Source organism: Amycolatopsis sp. NBC_00348, assembly GCF_036114655.1.
In the GTDB taxonomy this organism is placed as follows: Bacteria; Actinomycetota; Actinomycetes; order Mycobacteriales; family Pseudonocardiaceae; genus Amycolatopsis.
Genome location: NZ_CP107994.1, coordinates 6079508 through 6100921, shown reverse-complemented (window position 1 = coordinate 6100921; position 21414 = coordinate 6079508). Strand labels below are relative to the sequence as shown.

Here is a 21414-nt window from a genome sequence, read left to right as displayed (position 1 = left end):
AGCGGATCGTGCCACCGATCGACTTGAATGGGGGCGTGGAGATCCTCACCGACACCGCCACGCTCGCGCTGTACACGACCGACGCCTCCAACTACCGCCACGTGCCCCGGGGCGTCGTGCTGCCGGAGACCGTCGACGACGTCGTCGCCGCGGTCGCCGCCGCCCGCGCCCGGGACCTGCCGGTGATCGCCCGCGGCGGCGGCACCAGCGTCGCCGGGAACGCGTGCGGGCCCGGGCTGGTGATCGACACCTCGCGCCACGTCGGCGGGGTGCTCTCACTCGACCCGGAGACGCGGCTCGCGCGGGTGCTGCCCGGGACCGTGCTGGACGACCTGCAAGCCGTCGCGGCGCCGCACGGGCTGCGGTTCGGCCCCGACCCCTCGACGCACAGCCGCTGCACGATCGGCGGGATGATCGGCAACAACGCGTGCGGCTCGCACTCGGTGGCGTGGGGCCGCACGGTCGACGTCGTGCGCTCGCTGGACGTCCTGCTCTACGACGGCACGCGGCTGCGGCTCGGCCCGGGCGAGCCGACCGAAGGCCGGGTCTTCGACGAGCTGCGCGCGCTGGTGCGGGACAACCTGGCGTTGCTGCGCAAGGAACTTTCGACGTGGCCGCGGCGCGTCTCCGGCTACGGCCTGGAGCACCTGCTGCCGGAGAACGGCTTCGACGTCGCCAAGGCGCTGGTCGGCTCGGAAGGCACGTGCGTCACGGTGCTGGAGGCGACGGTCGCGCTGGCCGAGCTGCCGCGGCACCGGGTGCTGGCCGTGCTGGGCTTCCCGTCCGACATCGCCGCCGCCGACGCGGTGCCGTCGATCCTGCCGTGGTCGCCGCTGACCGTCGAAGGCGTCGACGCCGAGCTGGTCGCGATGCTCCCCGGCCGCGGCAACGACCTGCCGCCGGGCGGCGCGTGGCTGTTCGTCGAGCTGGCCGGCGCGGACCCGGCCGAGGCCGCCGGACGCGCCCGCGCGCTGGCCGCGTCGCTGGAGCTGACCGGGTCCGTCGTGCTGGACGACCCGGTCGCGCAGCGCGAGCTGTGGCGGATCCGCGAGGAAGGCGCCGGCCTGGCGACCCGGCTCGCGGACGGCTCGGAGGCGTGGCCGGGCTGGGAGGACGCGGCCGTCCCGCCCGAGCGGCTCGGCGCGTACCTGCGCGAGTTCAAGGACCTCATGCGTGCGCACGGGCGCAAGAGCGTCGTCTACGGACACTACGGCGAGGGCTGCCTGCACCTGCGGCTGGACTTCGATCTCCTGTCGCAGCAAGGGATCGCCGGGTTCCGGCGGTTCCTGGAGGAGGCCGCGGACCTCGTCGCGGCGCACGGCGGCTCCCTGTCCGGCGAACACGGCGACGGCCAGGCCCGGTCGGAGCTGCTGTCCCGGATGTACAGCCCGGAGATGATGGCCGTTTTCGCGCGGTTCAAGGCGATCTTCGACCCGGCCGGGCGGATGAACCCCGGCATCATCGTCGAGCCGCGCAAGGTCGACGCGAACCTGCGCGTGCGCCCGGCGCCGCTGTCCATCGAGGACGTCACGGTGCTCGGCTATCCCGAGGACCGGGGGAGTTTCGGGCAGGCGATGCGCCGCTGCGTCGGCGTCGGGAAGTGCCGCAACACCAGCGGCGGCGGCGTCATGTGCCCGAGTTACCGCGCCACCCGCGAGGAGCAGCATTCGACGCGCGGGCGGGCGCACCTGCTCGCGGAGATGCTCAACGGCGAGGTCATCACGGACGGCTGGCGCTCCGCCGAGGTCCACGACGCGCTCGACTTGTGCTTGTCCTGCAAGGGGTGCCTGTCGGACTGCCCGGTGGACGTCGACATGGCGACGTACAAGGCGGAGTTCCTGCACCAGCACTACCGGCGGCGGCTGCGCCCGGCGGCGCACTACTCGATGGGCTGGCTGCCGCTGTGGCTGCGGGCCAGCGCGCGGGCGCCGCGGCTGGCCAACGCCGTCGGCCGCTCGCCGCGGCTGTCCGGCCTGCTGAAACGGCTGGGCGGGATCGCGCCGGAACGCGCGCTGCCGGAGTTCGCGCGGAAGCCGTTCACGACGGCGCGGGCCGACCTGCGGCGGCGCGCTTCCGGCGACCGGAAAGTCGTGCTGTGGCCGGATTCGTTCAACAACTACCTGACACCGTCGGTCCTCGACGCGGCCCACGAGGTGCTGACCGCGGCCGGCTACGACGTCGTGCTGCCCGACCGCGGTGTCTGTTGTGGACTGACGTGGGTCTCGACCGGCCAGCTCGACGTCGCCCGCCGGGTGCTGCGCCGGACCCTGGACGTGCTGGCGCCCTACCTCGACGCGGGCTACGAGGTCGCCGGGCTGGAGCCGAGCTGCACGGCGCTGTTCCGCGGCGACCTGCCCGCGCTGCTGCCCGGTGACGCTCGCGCGGAACTGCTGGCGTCACGCACGGCCACCTTCGCGGAGCTGCTGGAGCGCGCGCCGATCCCGTTCGCGGCGCTGGACGTCGACGCGATCACCCAGGTCCACTGCCACCAGCACGCGGTCCTCGGCTTCACGGCCGACGAGTCGGCGATGGCGGCGGCGGGCGTCCGCAACACGACGCTGGACGCGGGATGTTGCGGCCTGGCGGGCAACTTCGGCTTCGAGCGCGGCCACTACGACGTCTCGAAGGCGGTGGCGGAGGACCGCATGCTCCCGGCGATCCGCGCGGCCTCGGAAGACACGGTCGTCGTCTCCGACGGCTTCAGCTGCCGGACCCAGATCGCCCAGGAATCAGGCCGCCAGGCAGTACACCTGGCGGAACTGCTGCGACGCGCGTTGCCCTGACGAGGCGGCACTTTCACGTGAAAGTGCCGCCTTGCTCGAGCGTTATTCGGTGCGCTCCAGCAACGTCCGGGTGGCGGCGAGCACCAGGCGGCAGATGTCTTCCGGATCCGCGCTCGCCAGGGGCTCCTTCGCGGTGACCTCGCGGACCAGGCCGATGCCCAGCAGCCAGGCCAGCGCGAGGTCGGCGCGCAGCTCGGCGTCCGGTGCGTCGGTCAGGCCCGCCAGCGTGCCGGCGTACTCGCGGCCCAGTTCCTGTCGCATCGCCGCGGCGGCGCTGTCGCTGCCCGGTGACCGCAGGTACGTCTCCAGCGTGCGGTTGCGCTCGCCGCCCGGTTCCAGCATGGCGCGCAACGTCGCGCTGAACAGCCGTTCCGGCGAGTTCGAGGCGATCTGCTCACGCGTGTTCCGCGCGATGACCGCCTCGAACAGCGCCTCTTTGCTGCCGAAGTAGCGGAAGAGCAGCGACTGGTTGGCGCCCGCTTCCTTCGCGATGTCCCGCACGGTGGTCCGGTCGAAACCGCGGTCGGCGAACAGGTCCGCGGCGGCGTCGAGCAGCGCCAGGCGCGTCGCGGCGGCGTCCCGCTTCCGGCCCGGCAGTTCGGTCACCGCTGAAGGTTAACCGGCAAACCGGACGCCGGTGCGGTGCGGTCAGGCCTCGGCGAGCCGGATCGCCGCGGCCGGGCAGGTCAGCTCCGCCTGGCGCGCCGCGTCCCGCTCACCGGCCGGCGGCTCCTCCGCGAGGAGGACCACCGTGCCGTCGTCTTCGTTCTGGTCGAACGTCTCCGGCGCCAGCAGCACGCACTGGCCCGACGAGACGCACTTCCCGGTGTCGACGCTGATCTTCACGGGGTGCTCCTCACCAGGTGACGGGGACGCGGTCGACGCCGCCCGCGACGCGGTTCACGCGGACGGCGATGTCGTCGAGGCCGACGGCCAGGCGCATGTCCGGGAAGGCGCGGAACAGAGCGGGGAAGACCGTCCGCAGCTCGGTGCGGGCCAGGTTGGCGCCGATGCAGACGTGCGCACCGGTGCCGAAGGCGAGGTGGACGTTCGGGGTGCGGCCCGGGTCGAACTCGTCCGGGTCGGCGAACGCCGCGGCGTCGCGGTTGGCCGCGTCGCTGGAGATGAGCACGGCGTCGCCGCGCATGATCCGGGTCCCGGCGACCTCGACGTCCTCGTGCGCGTAGCGCAGCAGGCCGGTGCCGCTGGTGGCCGTCATCCGCAGGATCTCCTCGACGGTCTGGTTCACCTCGCCATCGGGATCGGCCACGAAGCGGTCGCGGCGGGCGGTGTCGGTGAGCAGGAACAGCACGCCCATCGCGATCCGGGTGGACGTCGTCTCGTGGCCGGCGAACAGCAGCCCGGCACCCATGCGCGCGAGGTCGTCGTCGGTGAAGGCCGGGTCGTCGGCCTGGACCGCGACCATGTCGGAGATGACGTCGGCCTGCGGGTTCGCGCGCTTGGCATCGGCCAGGCCGGTCATGTAGGCCTTGAACTCGGTCATCGCGGCCTGCGCGTCGGCGCCGCCGTCCATCACGGCGATCCGCTCCGACAGGTTCCGGAAGTGCTCGCGGTCGGCGAACGGGACGCCGAGCAGCTCGCAGATCACCAGCACCGGCAAGGGGAACGCGAGCAGCTCGGTCAGGTTGACCGGCTCGCCGGGGTGGGCGTCGTGCGCCGCCCGCATGTCGTCGAGGCAGCGGGTGGTCAGCTCGTCGATCCGGTCGCCGAGGGCGCGCATCCGCGGCGCGGAGAACGCGGGCGCCAGCATCCGGCGCATCCGCTTGTGCTCCTGCTCTTCGGTGTCGAAGTCGCCGCTAGGGCCGTCCTGGATCGCGGCGTGGGAGATGCGCGACGCCTGCTCGGGCGCCGGGTGCGACCGGCCGAAACGCTTGTCGCGGAACACTTCCTTGGCTTCCTCGAACGACGTCACCAGCCACGCCGGGTCGCCGGCGGGGGTGAGCACCCGGCTGACCGGGGCCTGCTGCCGGAGCGCTTCGTAGTCCGGCGCGATCGCGAGCGCGTTGGCGCGGGCGAAGGGCAGCCGAGGGGTTTCTTCAGTGGTGGTCATGAACCGCTCCTCGTTTCAGTTCGGCGAGCCAGGCGCGTTCGGTGTCGAACTGCTCGCAGACGTGCCGCATGGTGGCGCGGCTCCACGGATCGGCCTGGTCGGCGAGCAGCCGGGTCAGCCGCTCGTGCTCGGCCGCGAGCCCGCGGTCGCGGACGTCGATGACGCGAATCCGCTCGCCTTCGCGCAGCCAGCCGAAGTTCCCCACCCTGGCGAGGAACTCGGCTTCGTTGAGCGCGAGGTCGTCCGGGAAGTCGGCGAGCATGTCGTGCAGCAGCTCCCGCCCGACTTCGGTGACGGTGTAGACGTGCCGCGGCGGTTTGGCCTCCTGTTCCTCCGCGCTGCGGCTCACCGCGCCGGCGTCGACGAAGCGCCGCAGCGTCGGGTACAGCGAGTTGTTCGACAAGGTGTGGCCGGTCGAGGCCTCCACGGCCTTGCGGAGCTCGTAACCGTGCATCGGTTCGCGGGCCAGTCTCGACAGCAGCAGGATCTCGATCCACACCTAGGTCACCGTAACCTAGGTTTCCGTGACTCGGCAATGGCTCATGGTGACAACCGGCCGGAAACTTTCCGTCGTCCGGCGCGGCGCCACGACCTGGCAGGATCGCGGCATGGAACGTGTGGTCGGCATCGGTGGGTACTTTCTCCGCGCGGCGGATCCGGCGGCGCTCAGCGCCTGGTACCGGGAGAAACTCGGCCTCGACACCGACGAGCACGGGGCCTGGCGGCAGGAGGCGGGCCCCACGGTCTTCGCGCCGTTCGAGGCGGACACCGACTACTTCGGCGCGCGCTCCCAGCAGACGATGCTCAACTTCCGGGTCCGCGACCTCGACGCCATGCTGGCGCAGCTGCGCGACCTCGGCGCCGACGTCGCGGCCGAGGCCCAGGAGTTCGACGGCGTCGGCAAGTTCGGCTGGGTCACCGACCCCGAGGGCAACCGCGTCGAACTTTGGCAGCCCGCCGGCTGAGCCGCCCGCGGTGTACGCAGCGTGGTCGCCGGAACGCTCGACGTGAGCCCCGAAGCTGTGTAGCGTTTGCAAGCAGGTGCTTACAAACGAGACCACGGGGGTTCCCGCATGACCACCACGCACACCGAGGCGCTCGCGTACCCGTTCAACGAGGAGGCCGGGCTCGACCTGAACGAGGCCTACGCCGCCGCCCGCGACGCGGACGGCATGGTGCGGGTCAAGATGACCTACGGCGAGCCCGCCTGGCTGGCCACGCGCTACGCCGACGCCCGGCTCGTGCTGGGGGACCGCCGCTTCTCGCGGGCGATGGAGAAGGAGAAGGACGCGCCTCGCCGTTCGCCCGTGCAGCGCGACGGCGGCATCCTGCAGATGGACCCGCCCGACCACACGCGGCTGCGGACGCTCGTCGCGAAGGCGTTCACCATGCGCCGCGTCGAGCTGCTCCGCCCGCGCGTCGCCCGGCTCGCGGCCGAGCTGATCGCCGACATGAAGGCCGCGGGGGCGACCGCGGACCTCGTCGACGCCTACGCGCTGCCGATCCCGGTCGCCGTGATCTGCGAGCTGCTCGGCGTCCCGGTCGCGGACCGGCCGAAGTTCCGCGTCTGGAGCGACGCCGCGCTGTCCACCAGCGGGCTGACGCCCGAGGAGTTCGAGCGCAACCGCGAGGAGCTGCGCGACTACATGCGCGGCCTGATCGCCGAACACCGCTCGGCGCCGCAGGACGACCTCATGACGGCGTTGATCGAGGCCCGCGACACCCGCGACCGGCTGACCGAGCTGGAGCTGGTCGACCTGTGCGTCGGCATCCTCGTCGCCGGCCACGAGACCACCGCGAGCCAGATCCCCAACTTCGTCTACGCGCTGCTGGACCAGCCCGGGCAGTGGAAGCGGCTGCAGGAGGACCCGGACCTGATCCCGGCCGCGGTCGAGGAGCTGCTGCGGTTCGTGCCGCTGGGCGCCGGCGCCGGGTTCGCGCGCTACGCCACCGAGGACATCGAGGTCGGCGGGGTGCTCGTGCGGGCGGGCGAGCCGGTGCTGGTGGCGGTCGGCGCGGCCAACCGCGACCGGCTGCAGTTCGACGACGCGGACCAGCTGCGCTTCGACCGCGGGGACAGCCACCACCTCGGCTTCGGCCACGGCGTCCACCACTGCCTCGGCGCGCCGCTCGCGCGGCTCGAGCTGCAGGAGGCGCTCCGCGCGTTGGTCACCGAGCTGCCCGGGCTGCACCTCGCGGGCGATATCGTGTGGAAGACGCAGATGCTCGTCCGCGGACCGCGGTCGATGCCGATCGGCTGGTGACTCGGAAGGTGACCATGAGCTGGCACGTGGAGGTCGACGAACACACCTGCATCGGATCGGGGATGTGCGCGTCCCTGATGCCCGAGGTGTTCGCGCTGGACGGTGCCGTCGCGCGCACGGTCACCGATGAGGTCGACGCGGACGAGACGGTGCTCGACGCCGCCGACTCGTGCCCGGCGATGGCGATCCTGGTGACCGACGGCGGCCGCGAGATCGGCCCGCGTCCCTAGGGGACGTAGCGGCCGTTTTCGGTGACCACGGCGGTGATCAGCGCCGCCGGGGTGACGTCGAACGCGGGGTTGAACACCTCGGCGCCCGGCGGCGTGATGCCGACGCCGGCGTATTCGGTGAGCTCGCGGGCGTCGCGTTCCTCGATGGTGATGCCCGTGCCGTCCGCGAGCGATCTGTCCACTGTGGACGACGGCGCGACGACGACGAACGGCACGCCGTGGTGCGCGGCGGCGATGGCCAGGCCGTAGGTGCCGATCTTGTTGGCCACGTCGCCGTTCGCGGCGATCCGGTCGGCGCCGACGAGCACGCAGTCGACCATCCCGCGGGCCATCGCCGCGGCGGCCGCGCCGTCCGGCTGGACGCGGTAGGGCACGCCGGCCTGCGCCAGCTCCCACGCCGTCAGCCGGGAGCCCTGCAGCAGCGGGCGCGTCTCGTCGACGAGCACCTCCTCGACGAGCCCGCGCTCGTGCAGGTGCCAGACGACGCCGAGCGCGCTGCCCCACGCGACGGTCGCGAGCCGGCCGGCGTTGCAGTGGCTGAGCAGCCGCAGCGGCCGGCGCGGGCACGCGGCCAGCACGATCTCGGCGGCGTGCGCGGACGCCGTCCGGTTGAGTTCTTCGTCCTCGGTCAGCAGGGCGCGCGCTTCGGCGAGGACGGCGTCGGCCCCCTGGTCGAGCTTGGCCAGCGCGCGTTCCACCCCCCACCGCAGGTTGACGGCGGTGGGGCGGGCGGCCGCGACCAGCTCGGCGTCGGCCCGGACGTCGCCGCCGTGCCGGGCCGCGAGCGCGACGCCGAGCGCACCGGCCCCCCCGAGCGCCGGCGCACCGCGGACGGCGAGCCGCTTGATGGCGTCGACGAGCTCGCCGACGGTGCGCAGCTCCAGCAGCCGGTAGTCGCCGGGCAGCGCGGTCTGGTCGATGATGACGATCGCGCCGTCCGCCCAGTCGATGGTCCTGCGCACGCGCCCTCCCGAAATCCGGTTGCCCGCCCGGAGAGGATGCGGGACGTGACCATTCAACGGCAGAACCCGCCCGGCCTGCACGCGACGCCGGGCTACCACCACGTGACGGTGGCCGCGGCGGGCCGCACGGTGTACCTGGCGGGCCAGTGCCCCCTGACCGCGGCCGGCAAGGTCGTCGACGGAGATGTGCTGGCCCAGACCGACCAGGTGGTCGCCAACACCCTGGCCGCGCTGGCCTTCGCGGGCGCGACCCCGGAGGACGTGGTCCGCACGGTGATCTACGTGGTGACCGACGACCGCGCGACGCTGTCGGCGGTCTGGGACCGCCTGACGGAGTCGCCGATCGGCGCGGCCTTCACCACGGCGAGCACGCTGCTGGGGGTGGCACAGCTCGGGTACACGGACCAGCTGGTGGAACTGGACGTCACGGCGGCGCTCGCCTGAGCCCGCCCGCCCGAACCAGCTCCGCCCAGCCCCAGCCCCAGCCCGCCCGAACCGGCCCGCCTGCGTCCGGCTCGCGATTCCCAGTCCTGCTGGGGTCAGAGTCCGGCCATCAGGTCCGTCTCCGTGATGCCCGGGCCCTGGCCCGCGCGGATGTACCACTCCGTGCCGAACGCGAAGGCGAACGCTTCGTCCGGCATGGCCAGCATGAACGTGTCCTCGCTGATCTGGCTCGGGTGGGCGCGCATCGCCGCGCGCTTGGCGTCGACGTACTTCGAGACGTCCACCGCCGCCGTGATCTCGGCTTCGGGCTTGCCGAACTCGACGTTCTCCGGCGGGTTCGGCCTCGCCTCCGGCGGCATCAGGCCCTCCTCGACCGCCGCGTCGAAGCCGCGCTGCATGAACTCGCGGTTGAACGTCGCCTGGAAGACGCGTGGGGTGCCGGCCAGCTCGGCCGCGCGGACGCCGACGCGGTGGACCTGGATGTGGTCGGGGTGGCCGTAATCGCCGTTGTCGTCGTAGACCGTCAGCACGCTCGCCGACTCTTCGCGCAGGATCGCCGCGAGCTGGACGGCGGCCGCTTCGACGTCGGCCTGCCAGAAGCACGCCGGATCGTCGTTCGTCGCTTCGCCCATCATCCCGGAGTCGCGGTAGCCGAGGAACTCGACGCGTTCCACGCCGAGGATCTTCGCGGCCGCGTGCGCCTCCTGGACGCGGCGGTCCTCGAGCTTTTCGCCCTCGGCGAGGAATCCGTCGGGTACTTCGCCGACCTCGCCGCGCGTCGCGACGACCAGCACGACGCGGTGGCCGTCCTCGACGGCCTTGCGCATGACGCCGGCGGTGCGCAGGCACTCGTCGTCGGGGTGGGCGTGGAAGGTGACCAGTGTTGCCATGAAACCGACGCTACCGGCAACCCCCGACAAATTCCGCGCGGACCGCTAAGGTCCGCGGTCGTGGACGGTGAGAAGCGCACGCTGCTGCGGTACCTGCACGCCCAGCGGGCCGCCGTCCTGGCGATCCTCGAAGGACTGGGGGAGCCGGCGCTGACGACACCGGTCCTGCCGTCCGGCTGGACCCCGCTGGGCATGGTGGAGCACCTCGGGTACGCCGAGCGGTTCTGGTTCCAGGAGATCGTCACCGGCACCGCCGGCCCGGTCGCCTGGCCGGACGACGACCACGCGCCGCTGACGACTCCGCGCGCCCCGGCCGTCGTGTTCGCCTTCTACCGCGAACAATGCCGCCGGTCCGACGAGATCTTCGCCGCGACGCCGCTCGACACGCCGTCGAAGGGCCGGTTTCCCGACCTGCCCGAGGCGGAGATCGCCGACCTGCGCGGGGTCGTGCTGCACGTGATCGAGGAGACGGCCCGGCACGCCGGCCAGCTGGACGTCGTGCGCGAGCTGATCGACGGCCGCACCGGGCTGGGCCCGCGCTAGGCACTGCCGGAGTAAGTCAAGCTCGCGGTCTTCGCGCCCAGGCGGCCCCTGGCGGCACGGGCGGGATCACCCGAGTACGACCCGGTACGAGGGTGACCCGCCCGCACCGCCAGGAACCACCTGGATCACGAAGCCCATCGAGCAGACTCACTCCGGCAGCGCCTAGTCCAGCTGTTCCTTCGAACACCACCACGTAGACCGGCCGCCGACCGTGCCGTGCGCCATCTCCGCGCCGCAGCGTGGGCAGTGGTCGCCGGCGCGGCGGTGCCCGATGATCTCGCCGGTGTGCACCCCGCCGTGCTTGATCGCGGCGCGCAACGCCTTCTTCAGTGCCTTGTGGAGCTCGGTGAGCTCGTCGCCGGTCAGGCCGTCCACCAGCCGCGACGGGCTCAGCGCGGCCTGCCACAGGGTTTCGTCGGCCAGCAGGTTGCCGATGCCGGCCACCACGGACTGGTCGAGCAGCCGCGCCTTCAGCGGCGCCCGGCCGCGGCCGACGCGCTCCCGGAAGTCCGCCCGCGAGATCTCGCCGGCGTCGGGGCCCAGCGCGTCGAGATCGGGGTCGAGGCGCACTCGGCCCAGCCGTCGCGTGTCGAACAGGACCAGCTGTTCGCCGTCGGTGAAGGTGATCCCGAACCGGAACCACTCGGGTTTCTCCACGCGGCCGCTGAGCTGCTCCGGGCCGAGCGGCCCGCGCTCGTCGCCGAGCCGCAGCTGGCCGGCCATCCCCAGGTGCAGGCCGAGGTTCGGGCCCGGCTGCCCGTCGCCGCCTTCGGTTTCGCACCACAGCGTCTTGCCGCGCCGGCGCGCGGCGGTCAGCCGCCCGCCGGTCAGCGCGGCGGCGATCTCGCCGGGCGGATGCGGCCGGCAGACCCAGTCGTCGTGGTCGTCGACGTCACGGATCTTGCGGCCGAGCGCGCCGATGAGAACCTGACGGGCGAGCTCGACCTCGGGGAGTTCCGGCACGCCGCCCAGTCTGCCCCAGCTCAGCCGGGCCGGCTGAGCCACTCGTCCAGCAGGGTGCGTTCGGCGGTGGTCAGCTTCGACAGTCCCGGCACGACGGCGTCGGGCGCCGGCGCGTCGCCGAGGATCGCGTGCAGCACGGCCTGGTACATCGTGTCGGCGAGCCCGGGCTCCCGGTCGTCCGGCGGCACGGCCAGCAGCGTGAGCACGGCGCCGGTGCCGGCCGCGTGGATCACCTCGACGGCCCGGCGTTCGGTGACCCGCAGGCGCCCGGTCGCCGCGACACGCCGGACGCGGGCGCGCAGGACCGCCAGCCCGGCGGCCGCGGCGCCGCCGGACGTCCGCCGCGGGTCGATCAGCAGGCCGAACAACGCCGCGTTGGCGAGGCCGAAGGCGATGTGCGCGTCCCACCCGGCGCGCAGGTCGGCCACGGGATCGAGCGTCTCGTCGACGGCCTTCCCGGTGACGTAGGTGCTGAAAGCGTGCTCGGCGACGACGTCGAGCAGGGCGTCCTTGTCCGCGAAGAACCGGTAGATGGCCGGCGGCTGCAGGCCGGCCGCCTGCGCGACGGCGCGGATCGTGACCGCGGCCACGCCCTGTTCGCGCAGGAGCCGCGCCGCGACCTCGACGATGTTCGTGCGCGTCTCGCCCCGGACCGTCCTCATGGTTTCGATGGTAACGCATCTATGGTATCCATGATGCTAACGTCGTTACTATCAGCGTTAGCGAGAGGTGGACCATGATCGTCATCACCGGTGGGACCGGCAAGCTCGGTTCCCGGATCGTCGAGCGGCTGCGCGAGCGCGTCCCGGCCGAGCAGGTTGCAGTGAGCGTGCGCGACGTCGACCGCGCCGGCGACCTCGGCGTGCGCGTGCGGCGCGGCGACTTCGGCGACCCGCAGTCCCTCGCGGAGGCCTTCGAGGGCGCCACGCAGGTGCTCATCGTCTCGGCGAACGAGACGGGCGGGAAGGCGGTCCAGAGCCACGTCACGGCGATCGAGGCCGCCCGGGACGCGGGTGCGGAGCGCATCCTCTACACGAGCCACCAGGGCGCGGCCGAGGATTCGCTGTTCGCGCCGATGCCCGACCACGTGGCGACGGAGGCGTACCTGGCCAAGACGGGGACCCCGTTCACCGTGCTGCGCAACGGTTTCTACGCGAGCACGGTGCCCCAGCTGCTCGGCGCGGCACTGGAAACCGGCGAGCTGATCGCCCCGGCGGACGGCCCGGTGTCCTGGACCGCGCACGCCGACCTCGCCGAGGCGGCGGCGATCATCCTGGCGTCCGACCGGTCTTTCGAGGGCCCGACGCCGCCGTTGACCGCCCCGGTGGCGCTGGACCTCACGGACGTCGCGCGCATCCTCTCGGAGCTGACGGGCCGCACGATCCGGCGAGTGGTGGCGGACGACGAGGAGTGGGTGCAGTCGCTGACCGGCCACGGCGTCCCGGCACCGCAGGCGCGGATGCTGCTGGGCATGTTCCACGCGTCACGCCGCGGCGAGTTCGCGACGGTGGACCCGGAACTGGAGCGCCTGCTGGGCCACCCGGCGACGTCGATGCGGTCGGTGTTGGAGGAGGCTATCGCGGGGTCGGCGTAACAAAGCGAGGTCCGGCGTCCCCGGGAAACGGGCTCCGCGGGCGCTAGTCCTCATCGGGGACGGTCGTTACGTCGGTTCTGGCGGCCACCTCCGGGAGGGCGAAGTCGCCATCGGATGCTCGTCGGTAAATGAGTTGGACTGCTCAAGCCGAGCCGGTAGCGTCGCCAAAAGACCGTGTACTGCCTGAGGAGGTGAGCCCCGTGAACGTATTGCCGTGGGTGCTCCCTTCCCGTGTCACGGCCGGGTGGTCGGCGTAGGTGTCGCCGGGAGCGTCCTGACTCTCCCGAAAGGCAGCACCTCATGCACTTCACCGCAGAAACTTCAGCTAACGGCGTCCTCGAACGCGACTTCACCGTGGGCGACGTCCCCGGTGTCCTCTGGTCACCCGCCGCGGGTGGCGAGCACCTTCCCCTGGTCCTGATGGGCCACGGCGGCGGCACGCACAAGAAGGCCCCCGCCATGGCCGGCCGGGCCGAGCGGATCGTGGCCGGCTGTGGGTTCGCCGTCGCCGTTCTCGACGCGCCCGGGCACGGCGACCGGCCGCGTACGGACCATGACGAGCGGGAGATCGCCTTTATGCAGGCGGCGATGGCCGCCGGCGAGCCCGTCGGGCCGATCGTCGTCCGGTACAACGCGCACCTGGCGGAGCAGGCCGTCCCCGAATGGCGGGCGACGCTCGACGCGCTCCAGGACGCCGGTTTCGACGGGCCGGTCGGCTACTTCGGCCTCAACATGGGTACCGCGATCGGCGTGCCGTTGACGGCGGCCGAACCCCGGATCGCCGCCGCGGTCTTCGGGCTCTTCTGGCCCGAACCCCTTGCCGAGACGGCGAAACGCATCACGATCCCGATCGAGTTCGCGCTCCAGTGGGACGACGAGCACATCCCGCGCGAAGCCGGCCTCGCGTTGTTCGACGCCTTCGGTTCGAAGGAGAAGTCGTTGCACGCCAACGCCGGCGCGCACAAGGAGCTGCCGCGGTTCGAGGCCGACAGCGCGGTCCGGTTCTTCGCCCGGCACCTCGGCGGTGCCCGATGAACCCGCCGGACACGCACGAGAAGACGGTCGTCACCCGGGTCGCGGAGCGGCACTGGCACGCGCTGGAAGACGACCTCGTCGTCGGCCGCGGCGAGGCGTCGCGCCGGCCCGACGGGCGGGTCTTCCTCAGCGTCGACGCCTGGCACGGCGCCGTCTTCGACCACCTCGCCGAGGCCATGCTGCGCGATCTGCCGCGGCCGCTGTACACCGTGGTCGACGAGGCCGACCTCGACCTGACCACCGACTGGCTGCGCGCCGGTTTTTCGATCCGCCGTCGCGAGTGGGAGTACGTCGTGCCCACCCGCGCCGACCTGGCACCGGCGCCGGCCGGCGTGACCATGATCGGCGTCGGCTATGCGGCGGAAGGTCCTCTGCGAGAGCTGGATCGCGTGATCCGCGACGAGGTCGAGGCCACGATCGGCTGGCAGGAGATGCCGGCCGAGGTGCGGTCCGTGCTGGACCCGTCGCGGTACGCGGTGGCCGCGCGGGCCGGTGACTACGTCGGGATGGTCCGGGTCGTGCCGCTCCGGCAGCCGCGGATCGGGCTGATCGCCGTTCGCGCCGACCTGCGACGCCGGGGCATCGCCCGGGCGCTGCTCTCCTACGCGCTGGGTGCGCTGCGCCGCTCCGGCGTCGCCACGGCGTCGGCCGAGGTCAACGAAGCCAACGCGGCCGCCACGGCGTTGGTCGAGGGCGCCGGCGCCCGGCGGGCGAGCAGCAACCTCGAGCTGGTGATCCGCTGATGGCGAAGACCGGCAGCATCGAGATCGAGGGCACGGTCGTGGAGTGCCTGCGCAACGCCACTTTCCGGGTGGAGCTGGAAAACGGGCACAAGGTGCTCGCGCACATCAGCGGCAAGATCCGGCGCAACTACATCAAGATCCTGCCGTACGACCGGGTGCTGGTGGAGCTCAGCCCGTACGACCTGAGCCGCGGCCGGATCCTGTTCCGCTACCGGAGCTGAACGCCCGCCGGTAGGCACCCGGCGTCGTGCCGACCAGGGTGCGGAAGCGGCGGCGGAGGTTGACCGCGGAGGTCAGGCCGACGCGCGCCGCGACCGCCTCCACCGGCAGGTCGGTCTCCTCGAGCAGGGTGCGGGCCTCGGCGACCCGGCGCGACAGCAGCCAGGCGCCGGGGCTCGTGCCCAGCTGCCCGGCGAAGCGCCGGGCCAGCGTGCGCGGCGAGACGCTCAGGTGCGCGGCCAGGTCGCCGACGGACAACGACGTCCCGAGGCGTGCGCCGGCCCAGTCGAGGAGGCCGTCCAGGGCGTCCGCGGGCGGGGCCGGCGGCGCGTACTGCGCCTGGCCGCCGTCGCGGTGCGGCGGTATCACCATGTGCCGCGCGACGAGCGCCGCGTGCGCGGCCCCGTGGTCCTGCCGGACGAGGTGCAGGCACAGGTCGATCCCGGCGCCCGCACCGGCGCTCGTCGCGACGTCGCCGTGGTCGACGTAGAGCGCGTCGGCCTCGACCCGGACGGCGGGGAACTCCCGCTGCAGCTGGGCGGCGCGCTGCCAGTGCGTCGTGGCCGAGCGGCCGTCCAGCAGCCCGGTGCGGGCGAGCGCGAACACGCCGGAGCAGATCGTGACGAGCCGCGCGCCCCGGGTGTGGGCCCGCAGCAGGGCCCGTCGCACGCGGGCGGGGAGCGGCGCCTCGACCGGCGCCCAGCCCGGGATGATCACCGTGTCGGCGGACGCGAGCGCCGAAAGCCCCAGCGGCACGGACATCGTGTACCCGGCCGACGTCGGCACCGGGCCGGGCGTCTCGGCGCAGACGTCGAACTCGTAGTGCCGCGGCACACCGGTGCGGGGCGTGCCGAAGACCTCGGCGGCGCAGCCGAGCTCGAAGGTCGACTGCACCGGCCGCACCAGGGCCACCACGCGATGCATGGCAGGAAAGTACCCCAAGGTGTCTTTGTCGACACTGTCCCCGCGCCGCCCGGGCGCGGCACGGTGGGGGACATGCACCCCGAGATCCTCGCCCAGCCGGGCTACACCGCTGTCTCCGTCGAGGAAGCCCCCGTCCGGGAACTGTTCCCCGGGATCCGTCACCGTCCGTTGTGGACGGACCCGGCCGGCGCGCACGCCGGCGTGCTGGAGATGGACCCGGGCACGTCGTGGCCGCGCCGCGACGTCCACGAGCCCGGCCCGGAGGAGGTCTACGTCGTCGCGGGCACCTTCAACGACGGCGCCCGCGACTACCCGGCCGGGACGTTCCTGCACGCGCCGGCCGGCTCGTGGCACGTGCCCGCGACGGCCACGGGCTGCACGCTGTTCCTCTTCTACCCGCAGGGCTGAGGATCGAGGCTCTCCTCGGGCGACGGGACTTCGTCGCCGGCCGGCGGGGCCTCGACGTCGTCGTCCTCGGACAGTTCGGCGAGCCGGGCGAGCAGGTAGTGGTGGCACATCAGGACTTGGCGGCCATCGAGGCGGCTTCCCAGGTGAAGCCGTCGGGGTCGGTGAGGGGCGCGTCGCCGCCGACGACGGCGATCCGGTGCGAGCCCCGGCCCTCGGGGGAGACGCCGGCGTCCTTCGCGAGGGCCTTGTGCCGGTAGAGCCCCAGCTTGACGCCGGTGGTGGCGAACTCGACGTACATGCGGCCGAAGCTCTTCCCGACGGCGAGGCCGTGGTCGGCGTAGAACTTCTTGCTCGCCACGATGTCGCTGACGCCGAGCAGGAGCGCGACGTCGTCGACCTGCTTGGTGGCGGGGCCGGTGTTCTTCTTCGCGGACGTCGCGACTTTCCAGATGGTGCCGTCCGGCGCCTGGACGACGCCGCCGTAGCCCCACATCGACTTCGCGGCGGGCTTGAGCGTCGTGGCGCCGGCTTCGATGGCGGCGTCGATCAGGGCGTCGACGTTGGCCGGCTGGGACACGATGAGCGACAGGGTGAACCCGCGGAAGCCGGTGCTGGGCGCCTCGGAAGCCCGCAGGCGAAGCCGGTCGCCCAACCCGAAGGCGGCGGCGTAGAAGCGTTCGGCGGCGGCGGTGTCGGCCACCTCGAGGGTGATGTTTTCGATGGAGGTCATGGCGGTAACGCTAGGCGCGACCCGGTGACCAGGGCTTCTCGATTCCTGATCGGTCTGGGGCGGGTCCGCGCGTAGGGTGGCGCTGCTGTTCCTCCTTCGCAGAGAGAGCGTCACATGGACTTGAAGCTGTCCGGCAAGGTCGCCGTCGTCACCGGAGCCAGCAAGGGCATCGGGCTGGCCATCACCCGCGCACTGGTCGCCGAGGGCGTCCACGTCGTGGCCGGCGCCCGCACGGTCCCGCCCGAACTGGCCGGCGTCCGTGTCGTCCAGGGCGACCTCACCTCCCCGGAGGGACCCGCGCAGCTGATCGACGCCGCGATCGCCGAGTTCGGCGGGCTGGACATCCTGGTCAACAACGTCGGCGGGGTCACGCCGCGCACCGGCGGCTTCCTGTCCGTCACGGACGACGACTGGCTCACGGCCCTGACGATCAACTTCCTCGCCGCGGTCCGCACGACCCGCGCGGCCGTCCCGCACCTGCTCGAACGCGGCGCGGGCAGCATCGTCACGATCGCGTCGGTCAACGCGACGCTGCCGGACCCGCTGGTCATCGACTACAGCGCGGCCAAGGCGGCGCTGCTCAGCTTCTGCAAATCGCTGTCGAAGGAGCTGGGACCGCAGGGAATCCGGGTGAACACGATCAGCCCGGGCCCGGTGAGCACGGGCCTCTGGCTGGGCGACGCGGGCGTCGCGGCCACGGTCGGCCAGGCGAAGGGCCTGGACCCGGACGCGGTGGCCAAGCAGGCGGCGGGCGACGCGGTGACGGGCCGGTTCACCCAGCCCGAGGAGGTCGCGGACCTGGTGCTGCTGCTGGCGGGCGGCCGAGCGGCGAACGTGACGGGCACGGACATCCTCATCGACGGCGGGATGACACCGACTCTGTGATTCCGGGCGCCCTGTTGCCCGGCTCCCGCCGGCAGCAGGGCGCCTCATCCACCGGGCGAGCCGTCAGGGACGTTCCGCGAACCAGCGGAGTTCGGCCGGTGCCACGGTATCGGCGACCTCGCCATCGCGGACGGTCCACGACGTGGATCGCTGCCGTTCATCGCTCAAGAGGAAAACCCGACCGGCCTGTCCAGGTCAGTACGCGGGCGGGTGGGCGTTTCCGGCGCGGCCGGTCAACTCGACGCTGGTCGTCGCGGTGTTCGGCCAGAGTCCGCTCGACCTGCTCTCGCTGTCCGTGGTCGAACTCGAGCCAGCCGCGAACGGCGACGTACATGCCCACGGCAGTCTCAGTATTCGTTCTTGATGACGAAGTACGAGCCGCGGATCGTACCGGCCAGTTTGGACTTCTGGCGGGCGAACTTGAACGCCCCGAGCTCCTCCGGGACCTCCATCCCGTCCGACAGCTTGAACCCGACGGCCCGCTTCCCGCCGTCCTCGAGGGTGTACATCACGTTGATCGACAGGCCGCTCTCGTAGAAGACGTACGCCATCCGGATGTTCTCCACCTGGAACTCGGTCGCCTCCAGCGGGGGTGCGGCGATGACGATGCCGCGTTCTTCCTCGAGGATCCGGGTCACCCAGTCGATGGACGGCCGGGCGTCGCCCGCTGGCTCGACCGTGAACGTGTGGTCGTACTTGTTCTTGAAGTAGCGGGCCTCGTTCGCCCGCAGGCCGGCGAGGGCGGCCGCTACCGGTGACGACTCCAGGCCGGCCGTCGATACGGTGGCGAAGTCCACGGCGTGGGGCATGGCGGATCCTCCGGTTCGTGTCGGGTCGGCGAGCTTCCGCCGAGGTCCGGAGCCAGCGTAGGCGAAGGAGGCCCCACTCGTGGGTACCGCTGGCTTCCCCGGCGGACTCGTCCTAAGTTCGAGCTGCGAGCCGAGCATGGAGGCGTGATGGCCGAACGGACCAAGTACATCCTGGACGAAGCCGATCTCCCGACCCAGTGGTACAACGTCATCCCCGATCTTCCCGAGCCGCCGCCCCCGCCGTTGCACCCCGGCACCCGGGAGCCGGTCGGGCCGGCCGATCTCGCTCCGCTCTTCCCGCAGGCGCTCATCGAGCAGGAGGTGACGACCGAGCGCTATGTCGACATTCCCGAAGAGGTGCTCGAGGTCTACCGGCTCTGGCGGCCGTCGCCGCTGTTCCGCGCGCGCCGGCTCGAGAAGGCGCTCGGGACGCCGGCGCGGATCTACTACAAGTACGAGGGCGTCAGCCCGGTCGGCTCCCACAAGCCGAACACCGCGGTGCCGCAGGCGTTCTACAACGCGCAGGAGGGCGTCACCCGGCTGACCAGCGAGACCGGCGCCGGCCAGTGGGGCAGCGCGCTCGCGTTCGCCTGCGCCCAGTTCGGCCTCGAATGCGAGGTATGGCAGGTCCGGGCGTCCTACGACCAGAAGCCCTACCGCAAGCTGATGATGGAGACGTTCGGCGCGACCGTCCACCCCAGCCCGTCCGAGCTGACCGAGTCCGGCCGGGCGATTCTCAAGCAGCACCCGGACTCGACCGGCAGCCTCGGCATCGCCATCAGCGAGGCGGTCGAGCAGGCGGCGCAGGACCCGGACACGCGGTACGCGCTGGGCAGCGTCCTCAACCACGTGCTGCTGCACCAGACGATCATCGGCGAGGAGGCGCTGCGGCAGTTCCAGCTGGCCGGTGACACCCCGGACCTGCTGGTCGGCTGCACCGGCGGCGGCTCGAACTTCGGCGGGCTGGCGTTCCCGTTCCTGCGGGAGAAGCTGGCCGGCCGGATGGACCCGGTGATCCGCGCGGTCGAGCCGGCCGCGTGCCCGTCGTTGACGCGCGGCCGGTACGCCTACGACTTCGGTGACACCGCCGGGCTGACGCCGTTGCTCAAGATGCACACCCTCGGCCACGACTTCATCCCGGACCCGATCCACGCGGGCGGCCTGCGCTACCACGGGATGTCGCCGCTGATCTCGCACATCTACGAGCTGGGCCTGATCGAGGCGATCGCCATCGGGCAGCAGGAGTGCTTCTCCGCCGGCGTCCGGTTCGCCCGGTCCGAGGGCATCATCCCGGCCCCGGAGCCGACGCACGCGCTCGCCGCGTGCATCCAGGAAGCGTTGCGGTGCAAGGAAACCGGTGAGGAGAAGGTGATCCTCACGGCGCTGTGCGGGCACGCGCACCTGGACCTGCCGGCCTACGGCGCGTACCTGGCCGGGGACATGGTCGACAACGAGCTGTCCGACGCGGTTCTCGCGCAGTCCCTGGCCACGCTGCCTTGACGTCCGGTGGGGCCTCGCGCCGCGCGAGGCCCCACCGCGGGCTCAGACGGTGAGCACGACCTTGCCCCGGAGGTGGCCGCCTTCGAGCAGCCGGTGGGCGTCGGCGACGCGCTCGAACGGGACCGTCTCCTGCACGTGGACCCGGAGCTTGCCCTGGTCGACGAGGTCGACGAGACCACGCAGGGCGACCGGATCGGGGTCGACGGCGATGCCGCTGAAGCGCATTCCGGCGGCTTCGAACTTGGCGATGAGTGCCGAATCGTCCTCGGCGACCGCCGTCACCAGGTGACCGCCCGGGCGGAGCACGCCGAGTGAGCGCTCGGCGGTGTCGCCGCCGATCGTGTCGAGCACGACGTCGACGTCGCGGACCACCTCGGCGAAGTCGGCCGCCGTGTAGTCGATCACCTCGTCGGCGCCGAACTCCTCGACGAACGCCCGTTTGCTCCCGCTCGCGGTCGTGATCACGTGCGCGCCGAGCGCTTTCGCGAGCTGGATCGCGACGTGGCCGACCCCGCCGCCACCGCCGTGGACCAGGACGCGGTCGCCTTCGGTCACGCGGCCGAGGTCGACGAGGCCCTGCCACGCCGTCAGCCCGGCGACCGGCAGCGCCGCCGCCTCGACGTGCGAGAGCGACGCCGGCTTGCGCACCAGGTGCAACGCCGGAGCGGCCACGACCTCGGCGTAGGCGTTGGCCGCCCGCGGGAACAGCGGCATGCCGAACACCTCGTCGCCGGGCCGGAACCGCCACGTGTGCGCCTGCTCGACCACGCCGCTGACGTCCCAGCCGAGGACGAACGGCGGCCGGCCGAGCAGCGGGAACTCGCCGGCCCGCAGGCGCGCTTCCAGGGGGTTCAGGCCGATCGCTTTGACGCGGACGAGGACCTCGGTCGGCAGGGCCCGGGGCGCGGGCGCGTCCACGACGGTGAGCACGTCGGGGCCGCCGAGCGTCTGCTGAGTGATGATTCGCATGACGTCCAGGCTAGGTTTCCCACAGGAACCCGCAGGTACCTTAGGATCATGAGCGGTTTCGGTCCTGGTGATCCCTTCCTCGCCGACTGCCCGGCACGCCTGGCGCTCGAGCTGATCGCCGACAAGTGGACGGCGGTCGTGCTCTACGGCCTCAGCGAGGGTCCGGTGCGCCACGGCGACCTGGTCGAGCTGATCGGCGGCATCTCCCGCAAGGTCCTCACCCAGACGCTCCGGCGGCTGGAGGCGCACGGACTGGTCCGCCGCCACGCCTACGCCGGGGTGCCGCCCCGCGTCGAGTACGAGCTCACCCCGCTCGGGGCGACGCTGATCGAGCCGATCCACATGCTGACGGAGTGGGCGCGGGCGCACGGCGACGCGGTGCTGGACGCGCTCGACGCCGGGTCGGCCACGGCTGAGGCGTCCTCTTAGGACACCTCGGGCCTGCCCG

Annotated in this window: 27 protein-coding genes; 14 read left to right on the top strand and 13 right to left on the bottom strand. The window is 72.4% G+C overall.

From position 1 onward, the window contains the following. Nucleotides 1-35: 35 nt before the first annotated feature. Nucleotides 36-2783: an FAD-binding and (Fe-S)-binding domain-containing protein gene (locus OHS58_RS26300; RefSeq protein WP_328644334.1), complete on the top strand. Its 2748-nt coding sequence runs from the start codon at nucleotides 36-38 to the stop codon at nucleotides 2781-2783. 42 nt (nucleotides 2784-2825) lie between these two features. Here OHS58_RS26300 and OHS58_RS26295 read toward each other — a convergent pair whose 3' ends face one another. Genes OHS58_RS26295 through OHS58_RS26280 form a run of 4 tightly spaced genes read right to left on the bottom strand, consistent with a single transcriptional unit; the run spans nucleotide 2826 to nucleotide 5353 of the window. Further along, nucleotides 2826-3389, bottom strand: coding sequence for a TetR/AcrR family transcriptional regulator (locus tag OHS58_RS26295; RefSeq protein WP_328644333.1), 564 nt, complete (start codon nucleotides 3387-3389; stop codon nucleotides 2826-2828). 42 nt (nucleotides 3390-3431) lie between these two features. Next, entirely contained in the window at nucleotides 3432-3629 is a 198-nt protein-coding gene (locus OHS58_RS26290) for a ferredoxin (protein ID WP_326943616.1), read from the bottom strand. A 10-nt stretch (nucleotides 3630-3639) separates the two neighbouring features. Continuing rightward, the gene (locus OHS58_RS26285; RefSeq protein WP_328644332.1) at nucleotides 3640-4854 is read right to left on the bottom strand and encodes a cytochrome P450; all 1215 of its coding nucleotides are present in this window, start codon (nucleotides 4852-4854) and stop codon (nucleotides 3640-3642) included. Next, a complete protein-coding gene (locus OHS58_RS26280; RefSeq protein WP_328644331.1) occupies nucleotides 4841-5353 on the bottom strand; it encodes a PadR family transcriptional regulator in 513 nt (170 codons plus the stop codon). Before OHS58_RS26280 ends, OHS58_RS26285 begins: the two co-directional genes overlap by 14 nt. A gap of 109 nt (nucleotides 5354-5462) precedes the next feature. Here OHS58_RS26280 and OHS58_RS26275 point away from each other — a divergent pair, with 109 nt between their 5' ends. The 3 genes from OHS58_RS26275 (at nucleotide 5463) to OHS58_RS26265 (ending at nucleotide 7348) form a co-directional block, all read left to right on the top strand. Further along, nucleotides 5463-5819 (top strand): VOC family protein, encoded by a 357-nt coding sequence (locus OHS58_RS26275; RefSeq protein ID WP_326943613.1) that lies wholly within the window; start codon nucleotides 5463-5465, stop codon nucleotides 5817-5819. 108 nt (nucleotides 5820-5927) lie between these two features. Then, nucleotides 5928-7118, top strand: coding sequence for a cytochrome P450 (locus OHS58_RS26270; protein WP_328644330.1), 1191 nt, complete (start codon nucleotides 5928-5930; stop codon nucleotides 7116-7118). Nucleotides 7119-7132: 14 nt separating this feature from the next. Beyond that, complete coding sequence (locus OHS58_RS26265) at nucleotides 7133-7348, top strand: ferredoxin (RefSeq protein ID WP_326943611.1); 216 nt, start codon at nucleotides 7133-7135, stop codon at nucleotides 7346-7348. On the opposite strand, the gene mtnA is transcribed toward OHS58_RS26265, so the two are convergent. Beyond that, entirely contained in the window at nucleotides 7345-8310 is a 966-nt protein-coding gene (gene mtnA, locus OHS58_RS26260; protein WP_326958988.1) for an S-methyl-5-thioribose-1-phosphate isomerase, read from the bottom strand. The genes OHS58_RS26265 and mtnA overlap by 4 nt on opposite strands. Nucleotides 8311-8355: 45 nt before the next feature. On the opposite strand from mtnA, the gene OHS58_RS26255 reads away from it, so the two are divergent. Beyond that, complete coding sequence (locus OHS58_RS26255) at nucleotides 8356-8754, top strand: RidA family protein (RefSeq protein WP_328644329.1); 399 nt, start codon at nucleotides 8356-8358, stop codon at nucleotides 8752-8754. Nucleotides 8755-8849: 95 nt separating this feature from the next. Here OHS58_RS26255 and OHS58_RS26250 read toward each other — a convergent pair whose 3' ends face one another. Then, on the bottom strand, nucleotides 8850-9644 hold the full coding sequence (locus OHS58_RS26250; RefSeq protein ID WP_326958992.1) for a PIG-L family deacetylase: 795 nt from the start codon (nucleotides 9642-9644) through the stop codon (nucleotides 8850-8852). Nucleotides 9645-9704: 60 nt separating this feature from the next. Here OHS58_RS26250 and OHS58_RS26245 point away from each other — a divergent pair, with 60 nt between their 5' ends. Further along, on the top strand, nucleotides 9705-10187 hold the full coding sequence (locus tag OHS58_RS26245; protein WP_326958994.1) for a DinB family protein: 483 nt from the start codon (nucleotides 9705-9707) through the stop codon (nucleotides 10185-10187). 162 nt (nucleotides 10188-10349) lie between these two features. On the opposite strand, the gene OHS58_RS26240 is transcribed toward OHS58_RS26245, so the two are convergent. Both OHS58_RS26240 and OHS58_RS26235 read right to left on the bottom strand, forming a co-directional pair. Beyond that, nucleotides 10350-11150, bottom strand: a complete 801-nt coding sequence (locus tag OHS58_RS26240) for an Fpg/Nei family DNA glycosylase (protein ID WP_328644328.1) — start codon at nucleotides 11148-11150, stop codon at nucleotides 10350-10352. Between the two features lie 20 nt (nucleotides 11151-11170). Further along, nucleotides 11171-11812 carry a TetR/AcrR family transcriptional regulator gene (locus OHS58_RS26235; RefSeq protein ID WP_328644327.1) on the bottom strand — a complete coding sequence of 214 codons (642 nt, stop codon included), beginning with the start codon at nucleotides 11810-11812 and terminating at the stop codon, nucleotides 11171-11173. Between the two features lie 74 nt (nucleotides 11813-11886). Between OHS58_RS26235 and OHS58_RS26230 the strand changes: the two genes are divergently transcribed. From OHS58_RS26230 to infA, 4 genes are all read left to right on the top strand, one after another. Next, entirely contained in the window at nucleotides 11887-12744 is an 858-nt protein-coding gene (locus OHS58_RS26230) for an NmrA family NAD(P)-binding protein (protein ID WP_328644326.1), read from the top strand. Nucleotides 12745-13044: 300 nt separating this feature from the next. After that, nucleotides 13045-13779 carry an alpha/beta hydrolase gene (locus OHS58_RS26225; RefSeq protein ID WP_328644325.1) on the top strand — a complete coding sequence of 245 codons (735 nt, stop codon included), beginning with the start codon at nucleotides 13045-13047 and terminating at the stop codon, nucleotides 13777-13779. After that, nucleotides 13776-14522, top strand: a complete 747-nt coding sequence (locus tag OHS58_RS26220; RefSeq protein WP_328644324.1) for a GNAT family N-acetyltransferase — start codon at nucleotides 13776-13778, stop codon at nucleotides 14520-14522. The genes OHS58_RS26225 and OHS58_RS26220 overlap by 4 nt, the downstream gene beginning before the upstream one ends. Further along, nucleotides 14522-14743, top strand: a complete 222-nt coding sequence (gene infA, locus OHS58_RS26215) for a translation initiation factor IF-1 (RefSeq protein ID WP_305879353.1) — start codon at nucleotides 14522-14524, stop codon at nucleotides 14741-14743. The genes OHS58_RS26220 and infA overlap by 1 nt, the downstream gene beginning before the upstream one ends. On the opposite strand, the gene OHS58_RS26210 is transcribed toward infA, so the two are convergent. Beyond that, nucleotides 14691-15665 carry a GlxA family transcriptional regulator gene (locus tag OHS58_RS26210; RefSeq protein WP_328644323.1) on the bottom strand — a complete coding sequence of 325 codons (975 nt, stop codon included), beginning with the start codon at nucleotides 15663-15665 and terminating at the stop codon, nucleotides 14691-14693. The two genes, infA and OHS58_RS26210, sit on opposite strands and share 53 nt — an antisense overlap. A gap of 72 nt (nucleotides 15666-15737) precedes the next feature. Here OHS58_RS26210 and OHS58_RS26205 point away from each other — a divergent pair, with 72 nt between their 5' ends. Next, nucleotides 15738-16073: a cupin domain-containing protein gene (locus tag OHS58_RS26205; RefSeq protein ID WP_247055812.1), complete on the top strand. Its 336-nt coding sequence runs from the start codon at nucleotides 15738-15740 to the stop codon at nucleotides 16071-16073. On the opposite strand, the gene OHS58_RS26200 is transcribed toward OHS58_RS26205, so the two are convergent. Both OHS58_RS26200 and OHS58_RS26195 read right to left on the bottom strand, forming a co-directional pair. Next, nucleotides 16058-16183, bottom strand: a complete 126-nt coding sequence (locus OHS58_RS26200) for a hypothetical protein (protein ID WP_326959010.1) — start codon at nucleotides 16181-16183, stop codon at nucleotides 16058-16060. The genes OHS58_RS26205 and OHS58_RS26200 overlap by 16 nt on opposite strands. Further along, nucleotides 16183-16803 carry a glyoxalase gene (locus OHS58_RS26195; protein WP_328644322.1) on the bottom strand — a complete coding sequence of 207 codons (621 nt, stop codon included), beginning with the start codon at nucleotides 16801-16803 and terminating at the stop codon, nucleotides 16183-16185. Before OHS58_RS26195 ends, OHS58_RS26200 begins: the two co-directional genes overlap by 1 nt. A gap of 114 nt (nucleotides 16804-16917) precedes the next feature. Between OHS58_RS26195 and OHS58_RS26190 the strand changes: the two genes are divergently transcribed. Next, entirely contained in the window at nucleotides 16918-17688 is a 771-nt protein-coding gene (locus OHS58_RS26190; protein ID WP_326943598.1) for an oxidoreductase, read from the top strand. A gap of 347 nt (nucleotides 17689-18035) precedes the next feature. Here OHS58_RS26190 and OHS58_RS26185 read toward each other — a convergent pair whose 3' ends face one another. Further along, nucleotides 18036-18497: a phage tail protein gene (locus OHS58_RS26185; protein ID WP_328644321.1), complete on the bottom strand. Its 462-nt coding sequence runs from the start codon at nucleotides 18495-18497 to the stop codon at nucleotides 18036-18038. Nucleotides 18498-18644: 147 nt separating this feature from the next. On the opposite strand from OHS58_RS26185, the gene OHS58_RS26180 reads away from it, so the two are divergent. Then, nucleotides 18645-19997 (top strand): TrpB-like pyridoxal phosphate-dependent enzyme, encoded by a 1353-nt coding sequence (locus OHS58_RS26180; RefSeq protein WP_326943596.1) that lies wholly within the window; start codon nucleotides 18645-18647, stop codon nucleotides 19995-19997. A gap of 42 nt (nucleotides 19998-20039) precedes the next feature. Here the strand turns inward: OHS58_RS26180 and OHS58_RS26175 are convergent, their stop codons facing one another. Beyond that, entirely contained in the window at nucleotides 20040-20966 is a 927-nt protein-coding gene (locus OHS58_RS26175) for an NADP-dependent oxidoreductase (protein WP_328644320.1), read from the bottom strand. Nucleotides 20967-21014: 48 nt separating this feature from the next. Here OHS58_RS26175 and OHS58_RS26170 point away from each other — a divergent pair, with 48 nt between their 5' ends. Further along, on the top strand, nucleotides 21015-21395 hold the full coding sequence (locus OHS58_RS26170; RefSeq protein WP_326943594.1) for a winged helix-turn-helix transcriptional regulator: 381 nt from the start codon (nucleotides 21015-21017) through the stop codon (nucleotides 21393-21395). Nucleotides 21396-21414 lie beyond the last annotated feature (19 nt).

Coding starts and splice junctions, on each gene's coding strand:
- OHS58_RS26285 (WP_328644332.1), bottom strand. CDS start 4,854: ATGACCACCACTGAAGAAACCCCTCGGCTGCCCTTCGCCCGCGCCAAC.
- OHS58_RS26275 (WP_326943613.1), top strand. CDS start 5,463: ATGGAACGTGTGGTCGGCATCGGTGGGTACTTTCTCCGCGCGGCGGAT.
- OHS58_RS26270 (WP_328644330.1), top strand. CDS start 5,928: ATGACCACCACGCACACCGAGGCGCTCGCGTACCCGTTCAACGAGGAG.
- OHS58_RS26265 (WP_326943611.1), top strand. CDS start 7,133: ATGAGCTGGCACGTGGAGGTCGACGAACACACCTGCATCGGATCGGGG.
- OHS58_RS26250 (WP_326958992.1), bottom strand. CDS start 9,644: ATGGCAACACTGGTCACCTTCCACGCCCACCCCGACGACGAGTGCCTG.
- OHS58_RS26235 (WP_328644327.1), bottom strand. CDS start 11,812: ATGAGGACGGTCCGGGGCGAGACGCGCACGAACATCGTCGAGGTCGCG.
- OHS58_RS26230 (WP_328644326.1), top strand. CDS start 11,887: ATGATCGTCATCACCGGTGGGACCGGCAAGCTCGGTTCCCGGATCGTC.
- OHS58_RS26225 (WP_328644325.1), top strand. CDS start 13,045: ATGCACTTCACCGCAGAAACTTCAGCTAACGGCGTCCTCGAACGCGAC.
- OHS58_RS26220 (WP_328644324.1), top strand. CDS start 13,776: ATGAACCCGCCGGACACGCACGAGAAGACGGTCGTCACCCGGGTCGCG.
- infA (WP_305879353.1), top strand. CDS start 14,522: ATGGCGAAGACCGGCAGCATCGAGATCGAGGGCACGGTCGTGGAGTGC.
- OHS58_RS26210 (WP_328644323.1), bottom strand. CDS start 15,665: ATGCATCGCGTGGTGGCCCTGGTGCGGCCGGTGCAGTCGACCTTCGAG.
- OHS58_RS26205 (WP_247055812.1), top strand. CDS start 15,738: ATGCACCCCGAGATCCTCGCCCAGCCGGGCTACACCGCTGTCTCCGTC.
- OHS58_RS26200 (WP_326959010.1), bottom strand. CDS start 16,183: ATGTGCCACCACTACCTGCTCGCCCGGCTCGCCGAACTGTCCGAGGAC.
- OHS58_RS26195 (WP_328644322.1), bottom strand. CDS start 16,803: ATGACCTCCATCGAAAACATCACCCTCGAGGTGGCCGACACCGCCGCC.
- OHS58_RS26190 (WP_326943598.1), top strand. CDS start 16,918: ATGGACTTGAAGCTGTCCGGCAAGGTCGCCGTCGTCACCGGAGCCAGC.
- OHS58_RS26185 (WP_328644321.1), bottom strand. CDS start 18,497: ATGCCCCACGCCGTGGACTTCGCCACCGTATCGACGGCCGGCCTGGAG.
- OHS58_RS26180 (WP_326943596.1), top strand. CDS start 18,645: ATGGCCGAACGGACCAAGTACATCCTGGACGAAGCCGATCTCCCGACC.
- OHS58_RS26175 (WP_328644320.1), bottom strand. CDS start 20,966: ATGCGAATCATCACTCAGCAGACGCTCGGCGGCCCCGACGTGCTCACC.
- OHS58_RS26170 (WP_326943594.1), top strand. CDS start 21,015: ATGAGCGGTTTCGGTCCTGGTGATCCCTTCCTCGCCGACTGCCCGGCA.